The following is a 19,990-nucleotide window of genomic DNA, read 5'->3' on the forward strand; positions in this document are numbered from 1 at the left end:
TCTTGCGGCAGAAAAGTGAATTGAGCGTGCTTCATTCGGACTCGTCGGAATGGCCGCCGCTGCCAGCGAAATTCAACCCGTGCTTGCGCAGTTTGTCATGCAAGGTCTTGCGCGGAATGCCCAGGGCTTCGGCGAGACTGCGCACGGAACTGTGAGAGCGGGCCAGTTCGGCGGCGATCAGCGATTTTTCGAAGTTTTCCACTTGCTCGCTGAGCCCTCCCGCCGTGATTTCGACGCTGGTGCCGGGGCTGCCATCGGGCTGCGTGTTGTCCAGTGCCAGTTCCAGGCCGAGGGCAAAACGCTCCGCCGCGTTCTGCAATTCCCGCACGTTGCCCGGCCATGAATGCCGCAGCAGCAACGCCCGTTGCGCCGGCTGCAATTCATGCGGTGGCAGGCCATGGCGGGCGCTGGCTTCGTCGGCGTAATGCTGGAACAGCATCAGCGCGTCTTCACCCCGTTCACGCAGTGGCGGAATGCGCAGCGGCGCCACGTTGAGTCGGTAATACAGGTCCGCCCGGAAACGCCCCTGATCGGCGGCCTGGCGCAGGTCTTCCTTGGTGGCGGCGATGACGCGAATGTCCAGCGGGATCAACTGATTGCCGCCCAGACGCTCGACCACGCGCTCCTGCAGCATGCGCAGCAGTTTGACCTGCACGTCCATGCTCATGCTCTCGATTTCATCGAGGAACAGTGTGCCGCCGTTGGCAAATTCGAACTTGCCGATCCGGCGCTTTTGCGCGCCGGTGAAGGCGCCGGGCTCATGGCCGAACAATTCGCTTTCGACCACCGACTCGGCCAGCGCTCCGGCGTTGATCGCCACGAACGGGCCGTTACGCCGACTCGACAGATCATGCAGGGCGCGGGCGACGACTTCTTTACCCGCACCGGTTTCGCCGAGGATCAGCACGTCGGCCTTGGTCGCCGCCAGTGCGCCGATCTGCTCGCGCAGGCGCGACATCGGCGCGGACTGACCGACCAGCCGCGCGCTCAATTCGTTGCGATCACTCAGGGCCATGCGCAGGCTGCGGTTGTCCAGCACCAGACGCCGCAGAGCCAGGGCGCGACGCACGCTGTCGAGCAGGGCGTCACTGGCGAAGGGTTTTTCCAGAAAATCATAGGCACCGGCGCGCATGGCCTGCACGGCCAGGGGCACGTCGCCGTGGCCGGTGATCAGCAGCACCGGCAGCTCCGGATCCTGAGCGTGCAGTTCGCTCAGCAATTCCAGGCCATCCATGCCGGGCATGCGGATGTCGCTGACCACGACGCCCGGCCAGTCGCGCTCCAGTTGCGCGGCCAGGCCCTTGGCTTCGGACAGCGGCAGAATTTTCAGGCCGGCCAGATCCAGAGTCTGGCCGAGGGCCTGACGCAGGTGCGGATCGTCGTCGATCAGCACCACCTGAATGCGGTTGTCGATGGTCATGCGCTTCGATCCTCGGACGGTTGCAGGCTGACCCCGGGTGCGCCGGCGCGCAGTCGCAGGGTAATCAAGGCGCCACCTTGCTTGTGGTTGGCGAACGACAGTTCGCCGCCGAAGGCGCGCATCAGGGTTTCGCAAATGGCCAGCCCCAGACCGAGACCCTGCGTGCGGGTCTTGGTCGTGTAAAACGGTTCGCTGGCTCGGCCCAGGGCTTCCATGCAGAAACCCGGGCCATTGTCGCGAATGTACAGGTTGACGCCTTCGTCGGTGGATTCGGCACTCAGCCACAATTTGCGCGGCGGGCCTTTCTCGGTCAGGGCGTCGAGGGCGTTGGCCAGCAGGTTGCCCAGCACCTGACGCAGCCGGGTTTCCCCGGCCTCGACCCACAAGGTCGCGGCGGGCAGGTCGCGGATCAGTTCGACGTCCATGCTGCGGCGACGTTTGGCCAGCAAGGCGAGTGCATCATCCAGCGCCGGTTGCAGGGCGACGCTTTCCGGGGCGTGGCGGTCGCGGCGGGCGAAGGCGCGCAGGTGAGCGATGATCGAGGCCATGCGCCCGGTCAGTTCGCTGATCAGTTTGAGGTTGCCGCGAGCGTCTTCGGTCCGCTCATGGTCGAGCAGCACTTCTGCGTTCTCGGCGTAGCTGCGGATCGCCGCCAGCGGCTGGTTGAGTTCGTGGCTGATGCTCGCCGACATCGTCCCCAGCGCCGACAGTTTGCCGGCCTGCACCAGATCGTCCTGGGCGCGGACCAGTTCCTGCTGCGCCTGTTCACGCTCAAGCACTTCCTGCTTCAAGCGCCGGTTGAGGCCTTCGAGATCGCTGGTGCGCTCGGCAACCCGGCCCTCAAGTTCCCGTCGGGCCTTGGCTTCGAAGGCGATGCGTTCCAGGTAATGACGACGACGCTGCATCATCAGGCCCAGCAACAGCATCACCACCAGCAAGGTAGCGCCGCCGATCGCCACCACGGTGCGCACCGGCCGGTCGATCAATGTGCGCGGGGCGAGGATGCTGACGCTCCAGCCGGTTTCCGCGATGTCCTGGGTCTGCGGCAGCCAGGCGGTCTGGCTCAGGTTCAAGGGGCGTGGCTCGCGGGTCGGATAGGGCTGGATCGCGGTAATCGCCGCACGTTCGGTATCACTCAGGGGGCGGGTCGCGCGAAAGCGCCATTCCGGGCGCGAGGTCAGGATGACCACGCCGTTGTGGTCGGTCACCAGCAGTTGTTCCGGGGTTTTGCCCCACAGGCTTTCGGTGTGATCGAGGTCAACCTTGATCACCAGCACGCCGATGATTTTTTCGCCGCTGCGCACGGCGGCGGCGAAGAAGTAGCCGCGCTTGGCGGAGGTGGTGCCCAACCCGAAGAAGCGCCCGAGGCGGCCGGCCATGGCCTCGCTGAAGTAGGGCCGGAAAGAGAAATTGCGCCCGACGAAACTGTCGTGCTTGTCCCAGTTCGACGCCGCCAGTGTCCGGCCGTTGGTGTCCATCAGGTACATGACTTCGGCGCCGGTCTGCGCGGCGATGTTTTTCAACAGGCGATTGGCATTGCCCTGGGTGACGCCGTCGTCCGGCGCGCCGAGCACTGCGCGCAGCGCTGGCAGGTCGCCGAGGATTTGTGGCAGCACCTCATAGCGATGCAGCGTGCCCAGCAGGTTGGCGACGTAGAGGTCGAGGGTCTGGCGGTTCTGGCCGGCCAGTTCGCTGCGGTAATAGCGCTCGGCCAGATGTTCCAGCGGCCACAGCAGCGGTGCCAGGCACAGGGCCAGCAGGGCGAGGCTGCGCCAGCGAGGGCGGCGGGGAAGGGTCGGAGTCATGAGCATCGAGCGCCTGTGGGTACAGGCGCATTATGCCTAGGCTTGCAGGCGCAGTCTGCGCACCCGTGGCCCGGTGTGCAGCGGCGCTGAAGATTCACACAGGACTTCAGGAAAAGACGTCGGCGTCCTTGAGGAGGGCGGCAGCCTGATCCTTGGCCGACAGTTTTGGCGCTTCATCCAGTTGCCAGTCGATGCCCAGGTCCGGGTCGTCCCAGCGAATGCTGCGCTCGGACGACGGGTTGTAGTAGTCGGTGGTCTTGTAGAGGAATTCGGCGAATTCGCTCAGCACCACGAAACCATGGGCGAAACCTTCCGGTACCCACAATTGACGATGGTTGTCGGCAGACAGACGCACCGCCACCCACTTGCCGAAATGCGGCGAGCTGCGGCGGATATCCACGGCGACATCGAGGACTTCGCCGACGGTGACGCGGACCAGTTTGCCCTGGGTGTTTTCCAACTGGTAATGCAGCCCGCGCAGAACGCCTTTCTGCGAGCGCGAATGGTTGTCCTGCACGAACTGCGTGTCGAGGCCGGTCGCGTCCTGAAAGGCCTGGGCATTGAAGCTTTCGTAAAAGAACCCGCGCTCGTCACCGAACACCTTGGGTTCGATGATCAGGACACCAGGCAGGTCAGTGGGGATTACATTCATCGGGATATTCCAGTGGCAGGTTTGAATGGCCGACATTCTTGCGCAAAGTGCCGTTGGGTGCGAGGGGAGGCATGCAAATCCATCTGCTTCGCTGCGTGTCGGGGGACGGATGGTCGGGGGTTGCTTATCGCCCGAAGCAATGGCGATATAGGCGCCTAATAAAATTTCAGGGGTCGTTCCATGTCGTTCGCCACGTTGATTCATCGCGCCAGTTTGCCCAGTCCTCAGGTTTCGCTGGAGCAGGCCCGGCATCTGCTGGCGCAGCATTACGGCTTGAACGGCACGTTACTGGCTCTGGGCAGCCAACAGGACCTCAATTACCGGGTCGACAGCGAGCGTGGGCGGTTCGTGCTGAAGATCTGCCGGGGCGACTATTCGCTGGTGGAGTTGCAAGCCCAGCATGCGGGCCTCAAGTACCTGGCCGAGCAGGGCGCGGTGAAGGTGCCTCGGGTGATTGCGGCCAGCAACGGCGCTGACCTGCTGACGCTGGACGTCGAGGGCGAGTCGGTGCATGTGCGGCTGCTCGATTACATCGAGGGGCAGCCGCTGACGGCCCTTGATCATCTTGGCCATGAGGTTGTCGCCGGCTTCGGTCGACTTTGCGGCGAAATGGATCTGGCCCTCGCCGGTTTCGACCATCCGGGGCTCGAACGCACGTTGCAATGGGATGCGCGCCACGCCAGCGCCCTGATCGAGCACCTGCTGCCGGTGATCGAAGACGAACGCCAGCGCGCGCTGATCGCCGAGGCTGGCGAGCAGGCCAGGCTTCGTTTGCAACCGCTGGTGGAAAAGCTGCCGGTGCAGGCGATCCACATGGACATCACCGATGACAACGTGGTCTGGCAGCGTGACGCACGGCGCCACTGGCAGTTGCAGGGCGTCATCGATTTCGGTGATCTGGTGCGCACCTGGCGCATCACCGATCTGTCGGTCACCTGCGCCGCGCTGCTGCACCACGCCGCCGGCGATCCGTTCGTGATTCTGCCGGCGGTGCAGGCCTATCACGCGGTCAATCCGCTGCAACGCGAAGAGCTTCTGGCGCTGTGGCCGCTGATCGTGGCGCGGGCGGCGGTGCTGGTGCTCAGTGGCGAGCAACAGGTCAGCATCGATCCGGGCAACACCTACAGCCGCGACAACCTGACCCACGAATGGGAAATCTTCCGGGTCGCCACTTCGGTGCCGCTGGCATTGATGGAGGCGGCGATTCTCACGGCAGTGGGGCAGACGTTACCGGCCATTGACAGTGAAGGCTTTGCGCCGTTGTTGCCCGGTCTGGTCGGGCGCGAGTTCGCGTTGATCGATCTGGGGGTGTTGAGTGCGCACTTCGAGGCGGGCAACTGGGAGCAGCCTGGCATCGATCAGCGTCTGTTGAGTGAAGCTGCTGCTATCCATGGCCTGGCGTCCAGTCGATACGGGCAATACCGGTTGTCGCGCACCCGGCCCGACAGTGCCGAAGAGCCAGAGACATTCCCGCTGCACGTTGAATTGCATGTGCCCCAGGGGTCTACGGTGGAAGCACCGTTTGCTGGCGTATTTCACCTGTCGGCTGACGGCGCGCTGCGACTCGACGGCCCGCAACTGAGCTTGCGTTTGCTCGGTGTGAAGCCTTCGTTGCACAGCGGCGCAGCGCTGGTCAAAGGCCAGGTGCTGGGTTCGGTGGACGGTCCGTTGATTGTGCAGTGGGTCCGCGATGCGCATCTGCAGGCGCCGCTGTTCTGTACACCGAGCCGTGCGCCGGCGTGGCAGGCGTTGTCCCCGTCGCCGGCAGCGCTGCTGGGCCTGGCCTGCGACGCCGAGCCGGAACTGGACGCCAAGACCTTGCTGGCGCGCCGCGACGCCAGTTTCGCCCGCACCCAGAAACACTATTACGTCGACCCGCCGCGCATCGAACGTGGCTGGCGCAATCACCTGATCGACATGCAGGGCCGCTCCTATCTCGACATGCTCAACAACGTCGCGGTGCTCGGTCATGGTCATCCGCGCATGGCGGCGGTGGCGAGCCGGCAGTGGTCGCTGCTCAATACCAACTCGCGATTCAACTATGCGGCGGTCGCCGAGTTTTCCGAGCGCTTGCTGAAACTGGCGCCGGAGGGCATGGATCGGGTGTTCCTGGTCAACAGCGGCAGCGAGGCCAATGACCTGGCGATTCGTCTGGCGTGGGCCGCCAGCGGTGGACGCGACATGATCAGTGTGCTGGAGGCCTATCACGGCTGGACGGTAGGGGCGGATGCGGTGTCGACCTCGATTGCCGATAACCCGCAGGCCCTGAGCAGTCGCCCGGACTGGGTACATGCGGTGACCGCTCCAAACACCTATCGCGGCGAATTTCGCGGCCCGGATTCGGCACCGGATTATGTGCGCAGCGTCGAACAGCATTTGGCGAAGATCGATGAGCAGAAGCGTCAACTGGCAGGGTTCATCTGCGAGCCGGTCTATGGCAACGCGGGCGGGATCTCGCTACCGCCGGGTTACCTGAAAAGGGTCTATGAAATGGTGCGCGCCCGTGGCGGCGTGTGTATCGCCGATGAGGTGCAGGTCGGTTACGGGCGCATGGGCCACTTCTTCTGGGGTTTCGAGGAGCAAGGCGTGGTGCCGGACATCATCACCATGGCCAAAGGCATGGGCAACGGCCAGCCGTTGGGCGCCGTGATCACCCGCCGGGAAATCGCCGAGGCGCTGGAAGCCGAGGGCTATTTTTTCTCGTCCGCCGGTGGCAGTCCGGTGAGCTGCCAGATCGGCATGGCGGTGCTGGATGTCATGGAAGAAGAAAAACTCTGGGAAAACGCCCAGGTGGTCGGCGAGCACTTCAAGGCGCGGCTGGAGGCGTTGATCGATCAATATCCGCTGGTCGGTGCGGTGCACGGTTCCGGGTTCTACCTGGGGGTCGAGTTGATCCGCAATCGGGAAACCCTGGAACCGGCGACCGAGGAAACCACGCGGTTGTGTGATCGCCTGCGCGAGTTGGGAATTTTCATGCAGCCGACCGGTGATTATCTGAACGTGCTGAAGATCAAGCCGCCGATGGTCACCTCGCGTCAGAGTGTGGATTTCTTCGTCGACATGCTGGTGAAGGTGCTGGAAGAAGGACTCTAAGGCGTTTCGAACCCGTTAAATGCCGATTTGTATCGATATTTAACGGGTTAAATTGGGATTGTTTTTTGTTTATGGCTTCTAAAGCCGATATTTATCGTTTATAAAGTCGCCATAGTCCGTCGTCCAAACCTGTACGGCGTGTTGAAAAAACCTCGACGGTTCCCTGGAGTCTGATCGACATGACCACCTTGAAAAGTACCCCACGCGCCGATGGCTTCTACATGCCGGCCGAGTGGGCGCCGCAAACCCAGACCTGGATGATCTGGCCCGAGCGTCCGGACAACTGGCGTCTGGGCGGCAAGCCGGCTCAGGCTGCTCATGCGGCAGTGGCCAAGGCCATCGCGCGTTTTGAACCGGTGACCGTGGCGGTCTCCGCCAGCCAGTACGAAAACGCTCGTGCTCGTCTCGACGTGCCGAATATCCGTGTGGTCGAGATGTCCAGCGATGATGCCTGGGTTCGCGACAGCGGCCCGACTTTCGTAATCAACAACAGCGGTGAAGTGCGCGGTGTGAACTGGGACTTCAACGCTTGGGGCGGCTTTGACGGCGGCCTGTATTCGCCGTGGAACCGTGATTCCCAGGTTGGCGGCAAGATTCTTGAAATCGAGCGCAGCCCGCGTTACCGCACCGAAGGCTTCGTGCTCGAAGGCGGCTCGATTCACGTCGACGGCGAAGGCACTCTGATCACCACCGAAGAATGCCTGCTCAACCGCAATCGCAACCCGCACCTGGGCCGCGAAGAAATCGAAGCGGTGCTCAGCGAAAACCTGTCGGTAGACAAGATCATCTGGCTGCCGGATGGCCTGTTCAACGACGAAACCGACGGCCATGTGGATAACTTCTGCTGCTACGTGCGTCCGGGCGAAGTGCTGCTGGCGTGGACTGACGATCCGCAGGATCCGAACTACCCGCGCTGCCAGGCTGCGATGAAAGTGCTGGAAAGCAGCACCGACGCCAAGGGGCGCCCGTTCACGGTGCACAAGATGCCGATTCCGGGGCCGCTGTTTGCCACTGAAGAAGAATGCGCGGGCGTGGATCCGGTGGACGGCACCCAGGAGCGCAATCCGAGCGTGCGCCTGGCCGGTTCCTACGTGAACTTCCTGATCGTCAATGGCGGCATCATCGCACCGAGCTTTGACGACCCGATGGATGCTCCGGCCCGGGAGATCCTGCAGAACCTGTTCCCGCAACACGAAGTGGTCATGGTGCCGGGCCGTGAACTGTTACTGGGGGGCGGTAACATTCACTGCCTTACCCAACAGCAACCCGCGCCGCACAAAGAGTGAGTGCGGATGTAACAGCTTGAGTTGATTGGAAAAACGACCGGGCAGTCATTTGTTGCCCATGCTTGAAGAGAAACCCGCAGCCCGTCAGGACTGCGGGTTTCTTTATGTCCGCTGGTCGACAATTTGATTACGTTGGCATAGCTCTTGTATCGCTTATGGCGCACTAGGGAGGGGGGAGAACTTCAACGGTTCTGTCATAAACCTTGGATAACTTAGCCGCTCATGAACGGGGAGAGAGCGCTGAAATGAACGCCGAAGTGAACGTAATCAGCGAGCGGACGTTGCATCCCATGGCTGTAAATAGTGAGTCGCTCCAGATTGTCGCGCACTGGTTGAAGTCCAATGGAACGCGTCAGATCAGGGAACCTGATCCGCGCCGGATGATGATCGAGCGTTACCCCGCTGGCCTGTTCAGCGAGGCCGAACTGGAAGCACTCTGGGATGTGATGGAAGGATAAGAAGAACAAACAAGGATTGTAAAAAGCGCTGCCGGGATGGCAGCGCTTTTTTTATGGACGCGATATCAGAAGCTGTTGGGGTCGTTGACCACCAGGTTGACTGCCTTTCTGGCGATGACGGCTGGCGGTTTTGATTCGACCGATTGCCGCAACAGACTGAAAGTCATTCCGGCGTTTTTCCGCAGCGACCGAGGGACTAATGTGCCGGCATCTTTCCCATCCTTTGCCGGAGTTCTCCGATGGCTCTTCATTACATCTACGACCCGCTGTGTGGCTGGTGCTATGGCGCCAAACCGCTGGTGCAAGCCGCGCAGCAGGTGCTGCCGGTGATCGCCCACGCCGGCGGCATGATGACCGGTGCCAACCGCCAGAGCGTTTCGCCGCAACTTCGCAATTACGTGATGCCTCACGACCGGCGCATCGCCGAATACACCGGTCAGCCGTTTGGCGAAGCGTACTTCGAAGGTCTGTTGCGCGATCACTCGGCGGTATTTGATTCGACACCACCCATTGCCGCTGTGATGGCAGCCGAAAAAATCGACGGCCGTGGTCTGGAAATGCTTGGGCGTTTGCAGACTGCGCACTATGTCGAAGGGCGGCGAATTGCCGACCAAAGTGTGCTTGTGGAATACGCGGTGACGCAGGGTTACAACGCCGAGAGGTTCTTGTATGCCTTGCAGTCCGTCGACACCGAACAACACATAAAGAACAGCCGCGCCCTGTTGGCAAAACTGGGTGGGCAGGGTTTTCCAACTTTCGCACTGGAACAGGACGGTCAATTCGCATTGGTTGATATCGGGCCGTGGCTTGGCAAGCCAGAGGCTTTTGCCCAATGGTTGAGGGAGTCGTTTACACCGGCGCGAGGGACTGAAAGCCTGCCGGTCTGTGGCCTCGAGGGTTGCGCATGATCCCGCATTAAAATCCCTGATTGCTGGCATTTCCGTGCAATCGGCCATCGCAAAATTTACTTTTTTTAGACGTTTTTCGCCTATTTAAAGACGATTCTTGAAATTGACACATTGTTGAGGGCGCGGCTACGATTCGGCCCAACGCCTGTGGCTAACCGCCATGATTCAAAATCAGGAGCAGGCCCGCCATGACATTGTCTTGAGCGGGTCTTTTTGTTTCGGGGTGAATAAAAGAGTGCACCAAGCGCCGTTTCAGCCGTTCGACACAGCGCGTTTCAACCCGTAATAAGGAAAACAAAATGTTGAACAAGCGAATCAGTTTGATCGCACTGGGGATGTTGAGCGCCACTCAGGCAATGGCTAACGACCAGGCCGAGTCCAAGGGTTTTGTGGAAGACAGCAGCCTCAAAGTGCTGCTGCGCAATGCCTACATCAATCGTGACTACAAAGACGGTCGTAAAGACAAAGCCGAGTGGGGCCAGGCGGCCATCGGTACGTTCTCGTCCGGTTTCACTCAAGGCACCGTAGGTGTGGGTGTGGACGCTTTCGGTCTGTATGCACTGCGTCTGGATGGTGGCGAAGGCCATACCGGCGCGCAGGGTATCGACTTTTTCAAGCAGGGCGATCACCCGCCAGGCTCAAGCGATAAAGCCGCTCATGACCTGTCCAAGGGCGGCGCGGCCGTCAAATTCCGTATTTCCAACACCGTATTGACTTACGGCGACCAGATGCCGGCCCTGCCGGTGCTGAGCTATGACAACGTGCGTCTGTTGCCGGAAAGCTACACCGGTACCTTGATCACTTCCAAAGAGATCAAAGGCCTGGAGCTGAATGCCGGTCGCTTCACTGCCGAATCGCGTAAAAGCGCTGAAGGTCGTGACAGCGGTGGTCTGAAGTCGATCAACGTGTTGGGCGGTAGCTACCAGTTCACCGAACAGTTCAAGGCTGCGCTGTACGCTTCCGACGTCGAAGACGTGCTGAAGAAGCAATACGTGAACGCCAACTACGTGTTCCCGTTCGACAAGGACCAGTCCCTGACCCTGGACTTCAACGGCTACCGCACCAAGCTGGACAACTCCTATGTCCGCGAAAATGGTGTGACCGGCGACGACAACAAGATCTGGAGCCTGGCAGCAACTTTCGCCACCGGCCCGCACTCGTTCACCGTGGCGCATCAGCGCTCCACTGGTGACAGCAACCTGGGCTATGCCTATGGCGGCTATCAGAAAGAACAAGGGCGCGTGGGTGATGGCGGCAATACCATCTACCTGGCCAACTCCTACTGGTCCGACTTCAATGCTGAAGACGAGCGCAGCTGGCAGTTGGGTTACGGTCTGGACTTCACGGCGTTCGGCGTACCGGGTCTGAGCTACAACTTCGCGTACGTGCGTGGCGACAACATCACTACCTCCACCAGCACTGGCGGTACCGAGCGCGAATATTTCAACCAGTTCAAGTACGTCGTGCAAAGTGGCCCGGCCAAAGACCTGAGCATCAAGCTGCGTAGCTCGATCCTGCGTGTGTCGCAGAAATCCAGCGAATACAACGTCAGCGGCAACGAACTGCGTGTGTTTGTGGATTACCCGATCAACGTCTTCTGATGATCGATTGACCCGCAAGACGCGACAGAAAAACCCCGACTCGTTCGGGGTTTTTTTTTGACGCTTTTTGAAAAAACAGCATAAAAACCCGTGTTTTTGTCATTTGAAATGCACTTTCAGGCGGCTTCAAATCGCGTTTCAAACAGCGCTTTAAGTGCCTGAAATTCTTTCTCATGGACGCAAATTCTCCACCTAATAGATTAGGCCGCTCAACGCAGCGGAGAATTGGGTAATGATCGTTTTAACCAGAGAAGTGGGCGAATCGCTACGGCGCGACAAGTACGCCAATGTGCAGGGTGCTGACTTCAATCTCTACGGTCATTTCGCCGACTTCGTCAGACTGACCAAAAGTTGGGAAAACATGGAGCCTGACAGTTACTACGGTCAGGCCGAAGCCGGCATGCGTTACCGTCGTTACAGCGACTTTGAATACAACCCCAAGACGCGCGAACTGAAGCAGCTGGAACATCGCGCGTACGTGCAGTCCAAGGCCAACAACAGCTATGTGGGCGGTGTGGTGCGGCACTTCCAGGACTTCTCGGACGAAGTCATCAGCTCGCCGGTGATGCGCAGCCTGATCGACACCGATTTTGAAGTGTACAAAAGCGTGTTGCCGGAAGAGCTGCACGATGAAATCTGGCAGTGCCAGATCCATCAGATCCGCATTGAGATCAAACCCGGCAAACAACTGGAAATCACTCCGGAGGGGATTCACTGCGACGGCTATCCGTTCAGCGGCGTGCACTTCTGGGGGCGCAACAATGTCGAGGGCGCCGAAAGCCGCCTGTACGACATTCACGAGCAGCAACTGGCGTCGACCACCTACCAGGAAATCCTCGACACCACGTACTTCCTCGACCGCGACATGCGCCACTACGTGACACCGGCACGCAACACTCACTCCCACGCCATGGCGTACCGGCAGATCCTGGCGATTTCCTTCTCGCGGCCCGGGACCGCTTTCGACATTGTTCGCTAATCAGATCACCCCAATCGACGGCGTCGAATGCTCGACGCCGGTGGTGCTGCGGCGCGCGACGGCCAAGGACGCGCAGCGCATGGAGCGTTTCTTCCGCCAGTTCGACGAGGTGTCGTTCTGCGAATGGCAGGACGCCAAATGCCTGCGCGGCGTGCTGATCCAGAAAACTACCACGGCCTATCTGGCCTTCGATGTCGAAGGCGAGATCGTCGGCGCGGTGCTGGGTGGCATGCTCGGCAGTCGCGGCACGATCAACCATCTGGCGGTCAGTCTGCGCTATCGCAGCCAGGGCGTCGGCCAGCGGCTGGTGGAAGCGGCGTCGGCCGACATGAAACGGGTCGGTGTGCTGCGGATGTTCCTGTTCGTCGATGATGCTAACCTCGCGGGCAAGCGTTTCTGGACGGCCCAGGGTTTTTGCGAACCTCATGGCGAGCGGACATTTGAGAGGGATCTATGAATGAAACATCCGGCAGTGCGCCGCTGATGGTCGACCGTCAGCCGTCGCGCACCTTTGCCGAAGCCAGCCCGGTGGTGGCCGGTTACTTCACCGTGTCGTTCGTGTTCGGGCTGATGGCGGTCAACGCGGGGCTGCCGCTGTGGCTGCCGGTGGCCATGTGTCTGTTCGTGTATGCCGGGGCTTCGCAATTCGCGGCGCTGGCGCTGATCAGCAGCGGGGCGTCGCTGACCACCATCGTGCTGACCACGTTTCTGATCAATGCGCGGCACATGCTGATGTCGGTCTACATGGCAAAAGCCCTGCGGGCGCTGGGTCTGAGCCGCATGGAGCGCTGGTGCTACGCCGGCGGCCTGACCGATGAATCGTTTGCCTTCCACAGCGTCAAACTCGGCACCGGTGCGCCGGTGAACATCCGCTATCTGATCGGCTTCAACCTGTTCTGCCACACCTCGTGGGTGATCGGCGGATTGCTCGGCGCCCTGTGTGCGCAGTACGCGTCGCACCTGATCAAGTACCAGCTCGATTACGCGCTGACCGCGATGATGCTCTACGTGCTGGTCTCGCTGTGCAACACCCGCAACAAGCTCATCGCCGCCATGGCCGCCGTCGTCTGCATGGGCGCTCTGAGCCTGGTGGGCAGCTCGCCGTTCAACGTTTTCATCGCCACGTTTGTGGGCTGCGGAGTGGGTGTATGCCTGACCAAACGTTCCTGATTCTGGTGGTCGCGCTCATGATGGCCGTGACCTTTCTGCCTCGGGCTCTGCCGCTGCAGGTCAACACCGAGCACTGGCCGCCCTTCGTCGCCCGGGCGCTGGAATACCTGCCGGTGGCGATCGTCGCTGCGATCAGCCTGACACCCTTGTTGATCAAGGATCAGCACATACAGCTCGATCGCCCGGAATTTTATGCAGCGATTCCGACGCTGTTATGTGCGTACTTCAGCAAAAACCTCTTTCTCAGTGTGGCGGTTGGGACGGCTGCGTACATTGCGCTCGGCTCGTTCATGTAGCGGAAGATCGACCACGTCGTTCAACGCCTGGCCGGACAGGTCCGGGTTGTTCACCGCCAGGCGCACTTCGAGGAAATCCTCGAACCCGGGGAAGATCGTCAGGCCGTTTTTCTGAGCGGCCTCGCGAGAGACCATGCCGATGGCGTCCATCTGCGTGATGAGCGACAAGGTCAGCGTTTCGCTGCAGGAGTAGATCGTCCGCTGACTGTTCTCGTAATTGCCCAGCCCGGCGTCGAGAAAACGCAAAAAGCTGTGGGAATACGGACAATCTTCTGCCGGACGCACTTGAAACTTGTTGCCGAGCAACGTCAGCGGATCGTTCTCCTGACCACAGTGCGCGCCGACCACCTGCACCTGCACTTCCGGCAGGACAATGCTCGGCAAGCCCGGACGCTGTGGCCCGATCAGCACCGCCAGATCGAAGTCCTCGTTCTTCAGCTTGCTGAGGTTTTCCATCGATTCGGCGTAGCTGAATTCCATCTGATAGTCGGGAAACACCTCGATCAGGCGTCCGATCAGTCGCCGGTTGAAATCCGGGTCCAGTGTAGTGTTCAACGCCACTTTCAGCGTGCGCTGTCCCGGCACCTTCAACGCTTCGACTTTCTCTTCCATCTGCCGCGTGGCAATCAGCACTCTGTCCATATAGGGCGTCAGCTCCGTGCCTTGCGGCGTCAGCGTCAGCCCCTTGTTGGATCGTCTAAACAAGCGGAAACCGAACTGCTCTTCGACCTTGTTCAACTGTGCGGCCAGGGCCTGCACGGTCAGGCACGAATGCTCGGCTGCGGCCGACAACGAGCCGGTCTGCACGATGCGCATGAGGTTGCGTAAGGTTCTGCTATCCATGGGTAATGCCCTCTGAAGTGGGCTGGGTATTGTTGTGTACGTGACGGCCTGAACGGCTCCATTTGCCGGCTATATTCCTGTACCTGAGCATAGTTGTCGCGCAATTAGTAGCGAATTGATGTCCGCGCCGATGGCTGGAGGCTGACACAGGATCGGGGTTTTTGGCGACGCGGGGGTGATTGGGGTCAAAAAAAGTGCACGACGCGAAGGAGTCGGGCACTTTTTTGTGCGGTTGGGTTACAGCGGCTGGGACAATTTCGTAAAGCCATCTCGCGCTGTTCTGCGTTGATGTCGGAAGCCTCCTATTGAAAGACAAGAACGGGCTGATTTATTAGCGCAGTACAAGTGGCTGAAATATCAGGCAGTTACTTTCGGGACTTTTTCAGTCCGAGGCCATTGGATATCCAGGCAATGCCGGCATCCGCGAAGCTAGCGAGAAGGTGCCAATGAATTTGCCTTGGAGCATGGCGTTACCTGAACAAAAGAACTGGAAGGATCATGGTTTACCGGACATTCGGGACATTGATCCCGAGTTGCTGACTTCTGCGATCAGAGAACGTCCGGGCGCCGAGAGTCTGGAGGCTGCATGGGAGCAAGTTGCCAAAGGCTTCGGACTTCATGACGGCCTCAATTCGACTGTGATTGAGACACCCATTTGCCCAGTTCTGGTGAGGCGCGAGCACTTGTTGCACATTGTGGAAAAACGTCCGAATGCTCGGGAGCGCTTCACAGACTTCGCGCAAGACACCCTGAAAAAACCGTTAGAGATCTGGAAGATTTCCTACGATGACGACTCTTTCCGGCTCTCATATATCGGTGCCTACAACACGAAATACCAGATGCTGGTCGTGATCCATATCGATCATGGCAACGTACTCTGGAACTTCATGAACTGTGAAAAAAAGGGTCTGAACAAGCATCGGCATGGAGAGCTACTGTTTCAACGTTACCGATGGTCCAAACAAAAAGGGCAGCCTTGATAGGCTGCCCTTCACGAAAAAGTTGCTTGATATTGTGCTCCCTCAAGCAGGGGAGAAGAGGTCTCACCCGAACGCTGATTTTCAGGTCATCAACGGGGTTCCTAACGCCGACTATAGCCACCTGATGGCAGTCGGTTTCGCGCTCTTGGGGCCGATTCTCGGCCACTGAATTCGATGTGTCAACCCGAGACTTCAGGGGGTAACTGGGAGCGACGTAGGTGTTTCAATTCATTACACCACCTCACAAATGAAGTACCCCGCCCCTACTTTTTCCCCTCCCGGCACGCGCCTAAATTGAGCTCCAACACCTGACCATCATCCCGAGGGCAGGTCACTGGAGTAGTCGTCATGCCATTTGTCAGCGTACGCATCACCCGCGACGGCGTTACCCGTGAGCAGAAAGCTCAGGTGATCGCCGAAATCACTGAAACCCTGGAACGCGTCCTCAACAAACGCCCGGACCTGACCCACATCGTGATCGAAGAAGTCGACACCGATAACTGGGGCTACGCCGGCATCACCACCACCGAATACCGCCGACAACTGGCGGAACGGGGTCAGTCATGACCCCGACCGTGACCATCGATTTCGTTTCCGACGTGGTGTGCCCCTGGTGCGCACTCGGGGCGACAGCGCTGGAGCAGGCGATCGGCAATCTGGCCGGCGAGATTTCGGTGGAGCTGACCTACAAGCCCTTCGAACTCAACCCGGACATGCCCGCCGAAGGTGAACCGGCCGTGCAGCATCTGATGCGCAAATACGGCCGCACCGCCGAAGACGTCGCTGCCGGCAAGAAGATGCAGATCGAACGCGGCAAGGCCATCGGTTTCGAGTTCGACCTGGAGAAACGCACGCACTTTCACAACACCTTCGACGCCCATCGCTTGCTGATGTGGGCGGCGCAGGAAGGGCGGCAGGTTGCGCTGAAAAAGATCCTGCTGCGCGCTTACTTCCGCGATGGTGACAACCCCAACGATCACCCGACGCTGATCCGTCTGGCGACCGAAGCGGGGCTGGATGCGGCGAGGGCTCGCAAGGTGCTGGCCAACGACGAATTCGCCAGCGAAGTGCGCCAACTGCAGGCGTTCTACCGGCAGCACGGGATCAACTCGGTGCCCGCGCTGATCCTGAACGGCAAGCACCTGGTGTCCGGTTCGCAATCGGTCGAGTACTACGAACAAATGCTGAAACAACTGGCTATCGCCTGATTCAACACCCACTTATTGATTGAGGATTTCATCATGAGCAACTCGAAAAAAACCGTTGTTATCACCGGTGCTTCCCAAGGTCTGGGCGAAGGCATGGTCAAGGCCTTCCGTGAACTGGGCTACAACATCGTCGCCACCTCGCGCTCGATCAAACCGTCGAACGACCCGCAGATCCTCACCATCGCCGGCGACATCGGCGACCCGGCCACTGCTCAACGCGTGATCAGCGAAGGCGTGGCACGCTTCGGCCGCATCGACACCCTGGTCAACAACGCCGGTATCTTCGTCGCCAAACCGTTCACCGCCTACACCCCGGAAGACTACGCGGCGGTGCTGTCGGTCAACCTCAACGGCTTCTTCTACATCACCCAACTGGCCATCGCCGAGATGGAAAAACAGGGCAAGGGCCACGTGGTCAACATCACCACCAGCCTGGTCGACCATGCCATCGACGGCGTGCCTTCGGTCCTCGCTTCCCTGACCAAGGGCGGCCTCAACGCCGCCACCAAATCCCTGGCCATCGAATACGCCAAACGCGGAATCCGGGTGAACGCGGTATCGCCGGGCATCATCAAAACGCCGATGCACGGCGAGGAAACCCACGCGGCACTGGGTGCGCTGCATCCGGTTGGGCACATGGGCGAGATCGACGACATTGCGCAGGCGGTGGTGTATCTCGATAACGCCAACTTTGTGACCGGTGAGATTCTGCATGTGGATGGCGGGCAGAGCGCTGGGCACTGATTGATCCGGTAACACAAAGCCCTCGCAGCGATGCGAGGGCTTTTTTTATGGGCGGCGGATTACGGATCCGGACTCAACACTTTGACCGCATCATCGACCAGCGCCTTGCTCAACTCCTGCAAATATTGCGAGGCGCAGGCGTGGAGTTCCGGGTCGTTGGCTGCAGAAGTATCCGAGGTGAGCAATTTGGAAATATGAAGCAGGTGGGAGGCGTGGGAGAGGGCGGTGACGACCGGGACGCCGGGGTTGGTGCGGAAGAGTGCGTGGTTGGACTGGAAGGAGAAATGGGTGAGGCCGAGGGTTTTCAGATCGTTGGGGTTGGTCATGGCTTCACCTACCGTTGGCTGGTTGGTGGAAAGGGCAGACTCTGGACGGATCGATGCTAATCATTTGTGAAACTCCCTGTATCAAATGAGGGCTGCCAATTCGTTATCAGGCGAATGGGGTGGCAGCTATGCGCAGGCTGATAAACCGGAGATACAGGAACCCGGCAGACCCAAAGGTCTCCCACGCACAGCCGCCATTACACGGAATTGCAGGCATGAAAAAGCGCCGACAAACGTGGGTTGGGGCGCTGGTGCGCCTGTATCTTACGCGGGTTATCAGGCCCGGTCGCTGAATTGGCAGCGACGGGATTGACGGTAGCGTGGGGGAGGGTTGAGCGCAATCGTGGCCAGGTGGTGGCGAGGAGGACGACATACTCACATGCAACACTTATGTTGCATGGGTAACAAATATGTTGCACGGTCGCTCTGCCGAAATAGCGCGTGATGCGCATAAGCGACATCGAGTTTCAGCGATGCAGCTAGGCCACAAGGGTGAGACTGAGTTTGTACCCCATGAGAGGAAACGTGATGTTCGAATATGCGTTGGAAGTCCACGAGGAGCCGAGCAGTGTCTGGTTGTCCTGCGCAGAAATTCCAGAGATGCACGCCGCTGGCGACACCCTCGAGGAAGCACTCGACGGCGCCATAGATGCAATGGAAACAGCCTTGTCGATCTACGTTGATGATCGCCGATTGATTCCGACAGGTGATGCGGGAGAGCAGGAAAGTGACGCGGTATTGCGTCTGCCTGCACTGACTGCGGCAAAGGTTGGGCTCTGGAATACGCTTCTGGAGTCTGGGGTCAGCAAAGCTGAACTGGCACGACGCTTGGGTGTACAACGACCCCAGGTAGATCGATTAGTCGATTTCCTGCATCACTCCAAGATCGAGAATGTCGAGCGTGCATTGCAGCAGCTTGGGCGCCGGATTTTGCTCTCGGTTGAGGCTGCGTAGGATTGGAGAAAAGCCCCCGACAGCGATTGCTGTTGGGGGCTTTTCATTTGGCGCGGAAAACCCAAACCCCAGAAACAACAAAGCCCCTGCATTTCTGCAGGGGCTTTGTTTTGTATGGTGCCGGCACCAGGAATCGAACCCGGGACCTACTGATTACAAGTCAGTTGCTCTACCATCTGAGCTATACCGGCGTGTGGGCGACGATTATAGCGACTCGGGTGCTTCTGTAAACCCCTGAATTCAGACTATTTTTGCGCCCTCTTCGAATCACGCCCGGCGCAGGACGTTGCGCAGTTTTTGTACAGCGCGCCAGGCGCGGCTGTTTTGCATGGCTCGCAGTTCGGCTTCGGCTTGTTCGGCGCGTTGCAGGGCGGTTTCCAGTGCCGGGTTCACCGGGTGGGCGAGGTTGTGGCCTTTGCACAGCTGGAAGTTGTCGAGATTGCACGGTGGCAGGTCGAACGCGGGTTTGAGGTTGATGTGTTCGTTGGCGAGGAAGAAGCTGTTGAGGCCGTCGAACAGGACGTTGGTGTAGCCGGCGTCGGTCACCAGGTGTTCCCAGGTGTGGTCGCGCTCCCATGGGGTTTCGATGAGAATGATCCATGGGCGGAAACGGTTGAAGTCCATGCCGCGCAGGACGGTTTCCTCATGGCCTTCAACGTCGATTTTCAGGAAGTGGATCGGCCGCTCGGCGGCGTGTTCTTCGCAGATTGAAGTCAGTGTGCGTGCATTGACGGTGAGGCTTTGCACGTTCATGCCGAGGTTTTTGCGCTCTTGTGCAATGACCGGGTCAGCGGTGGACAGGCCAGTGTCGGGAATACCGTAAAAGGTCAGTTCGCCCGGCTGGTCGCTGGCCACGCATTGCAGCGTGGTGTCGCGGGGGCGATGCTGGCGGAGTGCGTCGTGGTAGTTCTGCATCGGTTCGACATTGATGCCCTGCCAGCCACGATCGTAAAAGGCCTTGGTGACCGAGTCGTGGATCGGGTCATTGGCGCCGACGTCGATATAAAAACCGTTTTCAAAATACTGCAGGGCGCGCCAGAGGCGAACGTCCTCGAAATTCTGTGCGTAAGAAATGAACGTCACGGTCGCTTCCTGTCGGTCAGATTTTTTCTTGTTCGGGCGTGCGCTACCTGCACGGCGTAGGTCTGTATAACAAGGGCGGTGGGCAGGCGCAATTGCCGGTTGCCGGCGTCCGCGATTCGGCGGTTATGTCCTTTTATTCGAAGGCTTATGCACAACAGGCTTTGTAGAGAACGCGCTTAGGCAG

The 19,990-nt window shown here is 59.7% G+C and carries 20 protein-coding genes and 1 tRNA gene; 14 read left to right on the forward strand and 7 right to left on the reverse strand.

What is annotated here, in order from left to right:
- Window positions 1–31 precede the first annotated feature (31 nt).
- From MKZ87_RS13710 to rfbC, 3 genes are all read right to left on the reverse strand, one after another.
- A complete protein-coding gene (locus MKZ87_RS13710) occupies window positions 32–1,420 on the reverse strand; it encodes a sigma-54-dependent transcriptional regulator (RefSeq protein ID WP_085698028.1) in 1,389 nt (462 codons plus the stop codon).
- A complete protein-coding gene (locus MKZ87_RS13715) occupies window positions 1,417–3,225 on the reverse strand; it encodes a sensor histidine kinase (protein WP_085702725.1) in 1,809 nt (602 codons plus the stop codon). Before MKZ87_RS13715 ends, MKZ87_RS13710 begins: the two co-directional genes overlap by 4 nt.
- Before the next feature lie 106 nt (window positions 3,226–3,331).
- Window positions 3,332–3,877 carry a dTDP-4-dehydrorhamnose 3,5-epimerase gene (gene rfbC / locus MKZ87_RS13720; RefSeq protein ID WP_085698029.1) on the reverse strand — a complete coding sequence of 182 codons (546 nt, stop codon included), beginning with the start codon at window positions 3,875–3,877 and terminating at the stop codon, window positions 3,332–3,334.
- A 180-nt stretch (window positions 3,878–4,057) separates the two neighbouring features.
- On the opposite strand from rfbC, the gene MKZ87_RS13725 reads away from it, so the two are divergent.
- The 9 genes from MKZ87_RS13725 (at window position 4,058) to MKZ87_RS13765 (ending at window position 13,668) form a co-directional block, all read left to right on the forward strand.
- The gene (locus MKZ87_RS13725) at window positions 4,058–6,970 is read left to right on the forward strand and encodes an aminotransferase (protein WP_085702724.1); all 2,913 of its coding nucleotides are present in this window, start codon (window positions 4,058–4,060) and stop codon (window positions 6,968–6,970) included.
- 179 nt (window positions 6,971–7,149) lie between these two features.
- Window positions 7,150–8,256 (forward strand): agmatine deiminase, encoded by a 1,107-nt coding sequence (gene aguA / locus MKZ87_RS13730; RefSeq protein ID WP_085702723.1) that lies wholly within the window; start codon window positions 7,150–7,152, stop codon window positions 8,254–8,256.
- Between the two features lie 245 nt (window positions 8,257–8,501).
- Window positions 8,502–8,714 carry a hypothetical protein gene (locus MKZ87_RS13735; RefSeq protein ID WP_007952633.1) on the forward strand — a complete coding sequence of 71 codons (213 nt, stop codon included), beginning with the start codon at window positions 8,502–8,504 and terminating at the stop codon, window positions 8,712–8,714.
- Between the two features lie 239 nt (window positions 8,715–8,953).
- On the forward strand, window positions 8,954–9,622 hold the full coding sequence (locus MKZ87_RS13740; RefSeq protein ID WP_085702722.1) for a DsbA family protein: 669 nt from the start codon (window positions 8,954–8,956) through the stop codon (window positions 9,620–9,622).
- Between the two features lie 299 nt (window positions 9,623–9,921).
- A complete protein-coding gene (locus MKZ87_RS13745) occupies window positions 9,922–11,223 on the forward strand; it encodes an OprD family porin (RefSeq protein ID WP_085702721.1) in 1,302 nt (433 codons plus the stop codon).
- A 232-nt stretch (window positions 11,224–11,455) separates the two neighbouring features.
- Window positions 11,456–12,202: a 2OG-Fe dioxygenase family protein gene (locus tag MKZ87_RS13750; protein WP_011331995.1), complete on the forward strand. Its 747-nt coding sequence runs from the start codon at window positions 11,456–11,458 to the stop codon at window positions 12,200–12,202.
- A gap of 79 nt (window positions 12,203–12,281) precedes the next feature.
- Window positions 12,282–12,659: a GNAT family N-acetyltransferase gene (locus tag MKZ87_RS13755; RefSeq protein ID WP_007952618.1), complete on the forward strand. Its 378-nt coding sequence runs from the start codon at window positions 12,282–12,284 to the stop codon at window positions 12,657–12,659.
- Window positions 12,656–13,372, forward strand: a complete 717-nt coding sequence (locus MKZ87_RS13760) for an AzlC family ABC transporter permease (protein ID WP_085702720.1) — start codon at window positions 12,656–12,658, stop codon at window positions 13,370–13,372. Before MKZ87_RS13755 ends, MKZ87_RS13760 begins: the two co-directional genes overlap by 4 nt.
- On the forward strand, window positions 13,351–13,668 hold the full coding sequence (locus MKZ87_RS13765) for an AzlD domain-containing protein (protein WP_007952614.1): 318 nt from the start codon (window positions 13,351–13,353) through the stop codon (window positions 13,666–13,668). Before MKZ87_RS13760 ends, MKZ87_RS13765 begins: the two co-directional genes overlap by 22 nt.
- Here the strand turns inward: MKZ87_RS13765 and MKZ87_RS13770 are convergent.
- Entirely contained in the window at window positions 13,585–14,511 is a 927-nt protein-coding gene (locus MKZ87_RS13770) for a LysR family transcriptional regulator (protein WP_085698035.1), read from the reverse strand. The genes MKZ87_RS13765 and MKZ87_RS13770 overlap by 84 nt on opposite strands.
- A 446-nt stretch (window positions 14,512–14,957) precedes the next feature.
- Between MKZ87_RS13770 and MKZ87_RS13775 the strand changes: the two genes are divergently transcribed.
- The 4 genes from MKZ87_RS13775 to MKZ87_RS13790 all read left to right on the forward strand — a co-directional run bounded on the left by MKZ87_RS13775 (window position 14,958) and on the right by MKZ87_RS13790 (window position 17,443).
- A complete protein-coding gene (locus tag MKZ87_RS13775) occupies window positions 14,958–15,491 on the forward strand; it encodes a PBECR2 nuclease fold domain-containing protein (protein ID WP_227234136.1) in 534 nt (177 codons plus the stop codon).
- A 348-nt stretch (window positions 15,492–15,839) separates the two neighbouring features.
- Window positions 15,840–16,058 (forward strand): tautomerase family protein, encoded by a 219-nt coding sequence (locus tag MKZ87_RS13780; protein WP_007952610.1) that lies wholly within the window; start codon window positions 15,840–15,842, stop codon window positions 16,056–16,058.
- Complete coding sequence (locus tag MKZ87_RS13785; RefSeq protein WP_085702719.1) at window positions 16,055–16,699, forward strand: DsbA family oxidoreductase; 645 nt, start codon at window positions 16,055–16,057, stop codon at window positions 16,697–16,699. The genes MKZ87_RS13780 and MKZ87_RS13785 overlap by 4 nt, the downstream gene beginning before the upstream one ends.
- A 33-nt stretch (window positions 16,700–16,732) precedes the next feature.
- Window positions 16,733–17,443, forward strand: a complete 711-nt coding sequence (locus MKZ87_RS13790) for an SDR family NAD(P)-dependent oxidoreductase (protein WP_085608639.1) — start codon at window positions 16,733–16,735, stop codon at window positions 17,441–17,443.
- 59 nt (window positions 17,444–17,502) lie between these two features.
- Here the strand turns inward: MKZ87_RS13790 and MKZ87_RS13795 are convergent, their stop codons facing one another.
- Complete coding sequence (locus MKZ87_RS13795) at window positions 17,503–17,769, reverse strand: DUF3077 domain-containing protein (RefSeq protein WP_085702718.1); 267 nt, start codon at window positions 17,767–17,769, stop codon at window positions 17,503–17,505.
- A 528-nt stretch (window positions 17,770–18,297) separates the two neighbouring features.
- Between MKZ87_RS13795 and MKZ87_RS13800 the strand changes: the two genes are divergently transcribed.
- Entirely contained in the window at window positions 18,298–18,723 is a 426-nt protein-coding gene (locus tag MKZ87_RS13800) for a type II toxin-antitoxin system HicB family antitoxin (protein WP_074689493.1), read from the forward strand.
- A gap of 115 nt (window positions 18,724–18,838) precedes the next feature.
- On the opposite strand, the gene MKZ87_RS13805 is transcribed toward MKZ87_RS13800, so the two are convergent.
- Together MKZ87_RS13805 and MKZ87_RS13810 are read right to left on the reverse strand one after the other, a co-directional pair.
- Window positions 18,839–18,914: transfer RNA gene (locus tag MKZ87_RS13805), tRNA-Thr, on the reverse strand.
- 76 nt (window positions 18,915–18,990) lie between these two features.
- Window positions 18,991–19,806 (reverse strand): FkbM family methyltransferase, encoded by an 816-nt coding sequence (locus MKZ87_RS13810; RefSeq protein WP_085702717.1) that lies wholly within the window; start codon window positions 19,804–19,806, stop codon window positions 18,991–18,993.
- Window positions 19,807–19,990 lie beyond the last annotated feature (184 nt).

The sequence above is a fragment of the Pseudomonas sp. MCal1 genome (assembly GCF_026341415.1).
In the GTDB taxonomy this organism is placed as follows: domain Bacteria; phylum Pseudomonadota; class Gammaproteobacteria; order Pseudomonadales; family Pseudomonadaceae; genus Aquipseudomonas.

Bases quoted from the DNA above. Each gene is read 5' to 3' on its own strand.
- MKZ87_RS13770 (WP_085698035.1), bottom strand. From the start codon at position 14,511: ATGGATAGCAGAACCTTACGCAACCTCATGCGCATCGTGCAGACCGGC.
- MKZ87_RS13725 (WP_085702724.1), top strand. From the start codon at position 4,058: ATGTCGTTCGCCACGTTGATTCATCGCGCCAGTTTGCCCAGTCCTCAG.
- MKZ87_RS13750 (WP_011331995.1), top strand. From the start codon at position 11,456: ATGATCGTTTTAACCAGAGAAGTGGGCGAATCGCTACGGCGCGACAAG.
- MKZ87_RS13800 (WP_074689493.1), top strand. From the start codon at position 18,298: ATGTTCGAATATGCGTTGGAAGTCCACGAGGAGCCGAGCAGTGTCTGG.
- MKZ87_RS13715 (WP_085702725.1), bottom strand. From the start codon at position 3,225: ATGACTCCGACCCTTCCCCGCCGCCCTCGCTGGCGCAGCCTCGCCCTG.
- MKZ87_RS13760 (WP_085702720.1), top strand. From the start codon at position 12,656: ATGAATGAAACATCCGGCAGTGCGCCGCTGATGGTCGACCGTCAGCCG.
- MKZ87_RS13755 (WP_007952618.1), top strand. From the start codon at position 12,282: ATGGAGCGTTTCTTCCGCCAGTTCGACGAGGTGTCGTTCTGCGAATGG.
- MKZ87_RS13735 (WP_007952633.1), top strand. From the start codon at position 8,502: ATGAACGCCGAAGTGAACGTAATCAGCGAGCGGACGTTGCATCCCATG.
- MKZ87_RS13790 (WP_085608639.1), top strand. From the start codon at position 16,733: ATGAGCAACTCGAAAAAAACCGTTGTTATCACCGGTGCTTCCCAAGGT.
- MKZ87_RS13745 (WP_085702721.1), top strand. From the start codon at position 9,922: ATGTTGAACAAGCGAATCAGTTTGATCGCACTGGGGATGTTGAGCGCC.
- MKZ87_RS13780 (WP_007952610.1), top strand. From the start codon at position 15,840: ATGCCATTTGTCAGCGTACGCATCACCCGCGACGGCGTTACCCGTGAG.
- MKZ87_RS13795 (WP_085702718.1), bottom strand. From the start codon at position 17,769: ATGACCAACCCCAACGATCTGAAAACCCTCGGCCTCACCCATTTCTCC.
- aguA (WP_085702723.1), top strand. From the start codon at position 7,150: ATGACCACCTTGAAAAGTACCCCACGCGCCGATGGCTTCTACATGCCG.
- MKZ87_RS13775 (WP_227234136.1), top strand. From the start codon at position 14,958: ATGAATTTGCCTTGGAGCATGGCGTTACCTGAACAAAAGAACTGGAAG.
- MKZ87_RS13710 (WP_085698028.1), bottom strand. From the start codon at position 1,420: ATGACCATCGACAACCGCATTCAGGTGGTGCTGATCGACGACGATCCG.
- rfbC (WP_085698029.1), bottom strand. From the start codon at position 3,877: ATGAATGTAATCCCCACTGACCTGCCTGGTGTCCTGATCATCGAACCC.
- MKZ87_RS13785 (WP_085702719.1), top strand. From the start codon at position 16,055: ATGACCCCGACCGTGACCATCGATTTCGTTTCCGACGTGGTGTGCCCC.
- MKZ87_RS13740 (WP_085702722.1), top strand. From the start codon at position 8,954: ATGGCTCTTCATTACATCTACGACCCGCTGTGTGGCTGGTGCTATGGC.
- MKZ87_RS13765 (WP_007952614.1), top strand. From the start codon at position 13,351: ATGCCTGACCAAACGTTCCTGATTCTGGTGGTCGCGCTCATGATGGCC.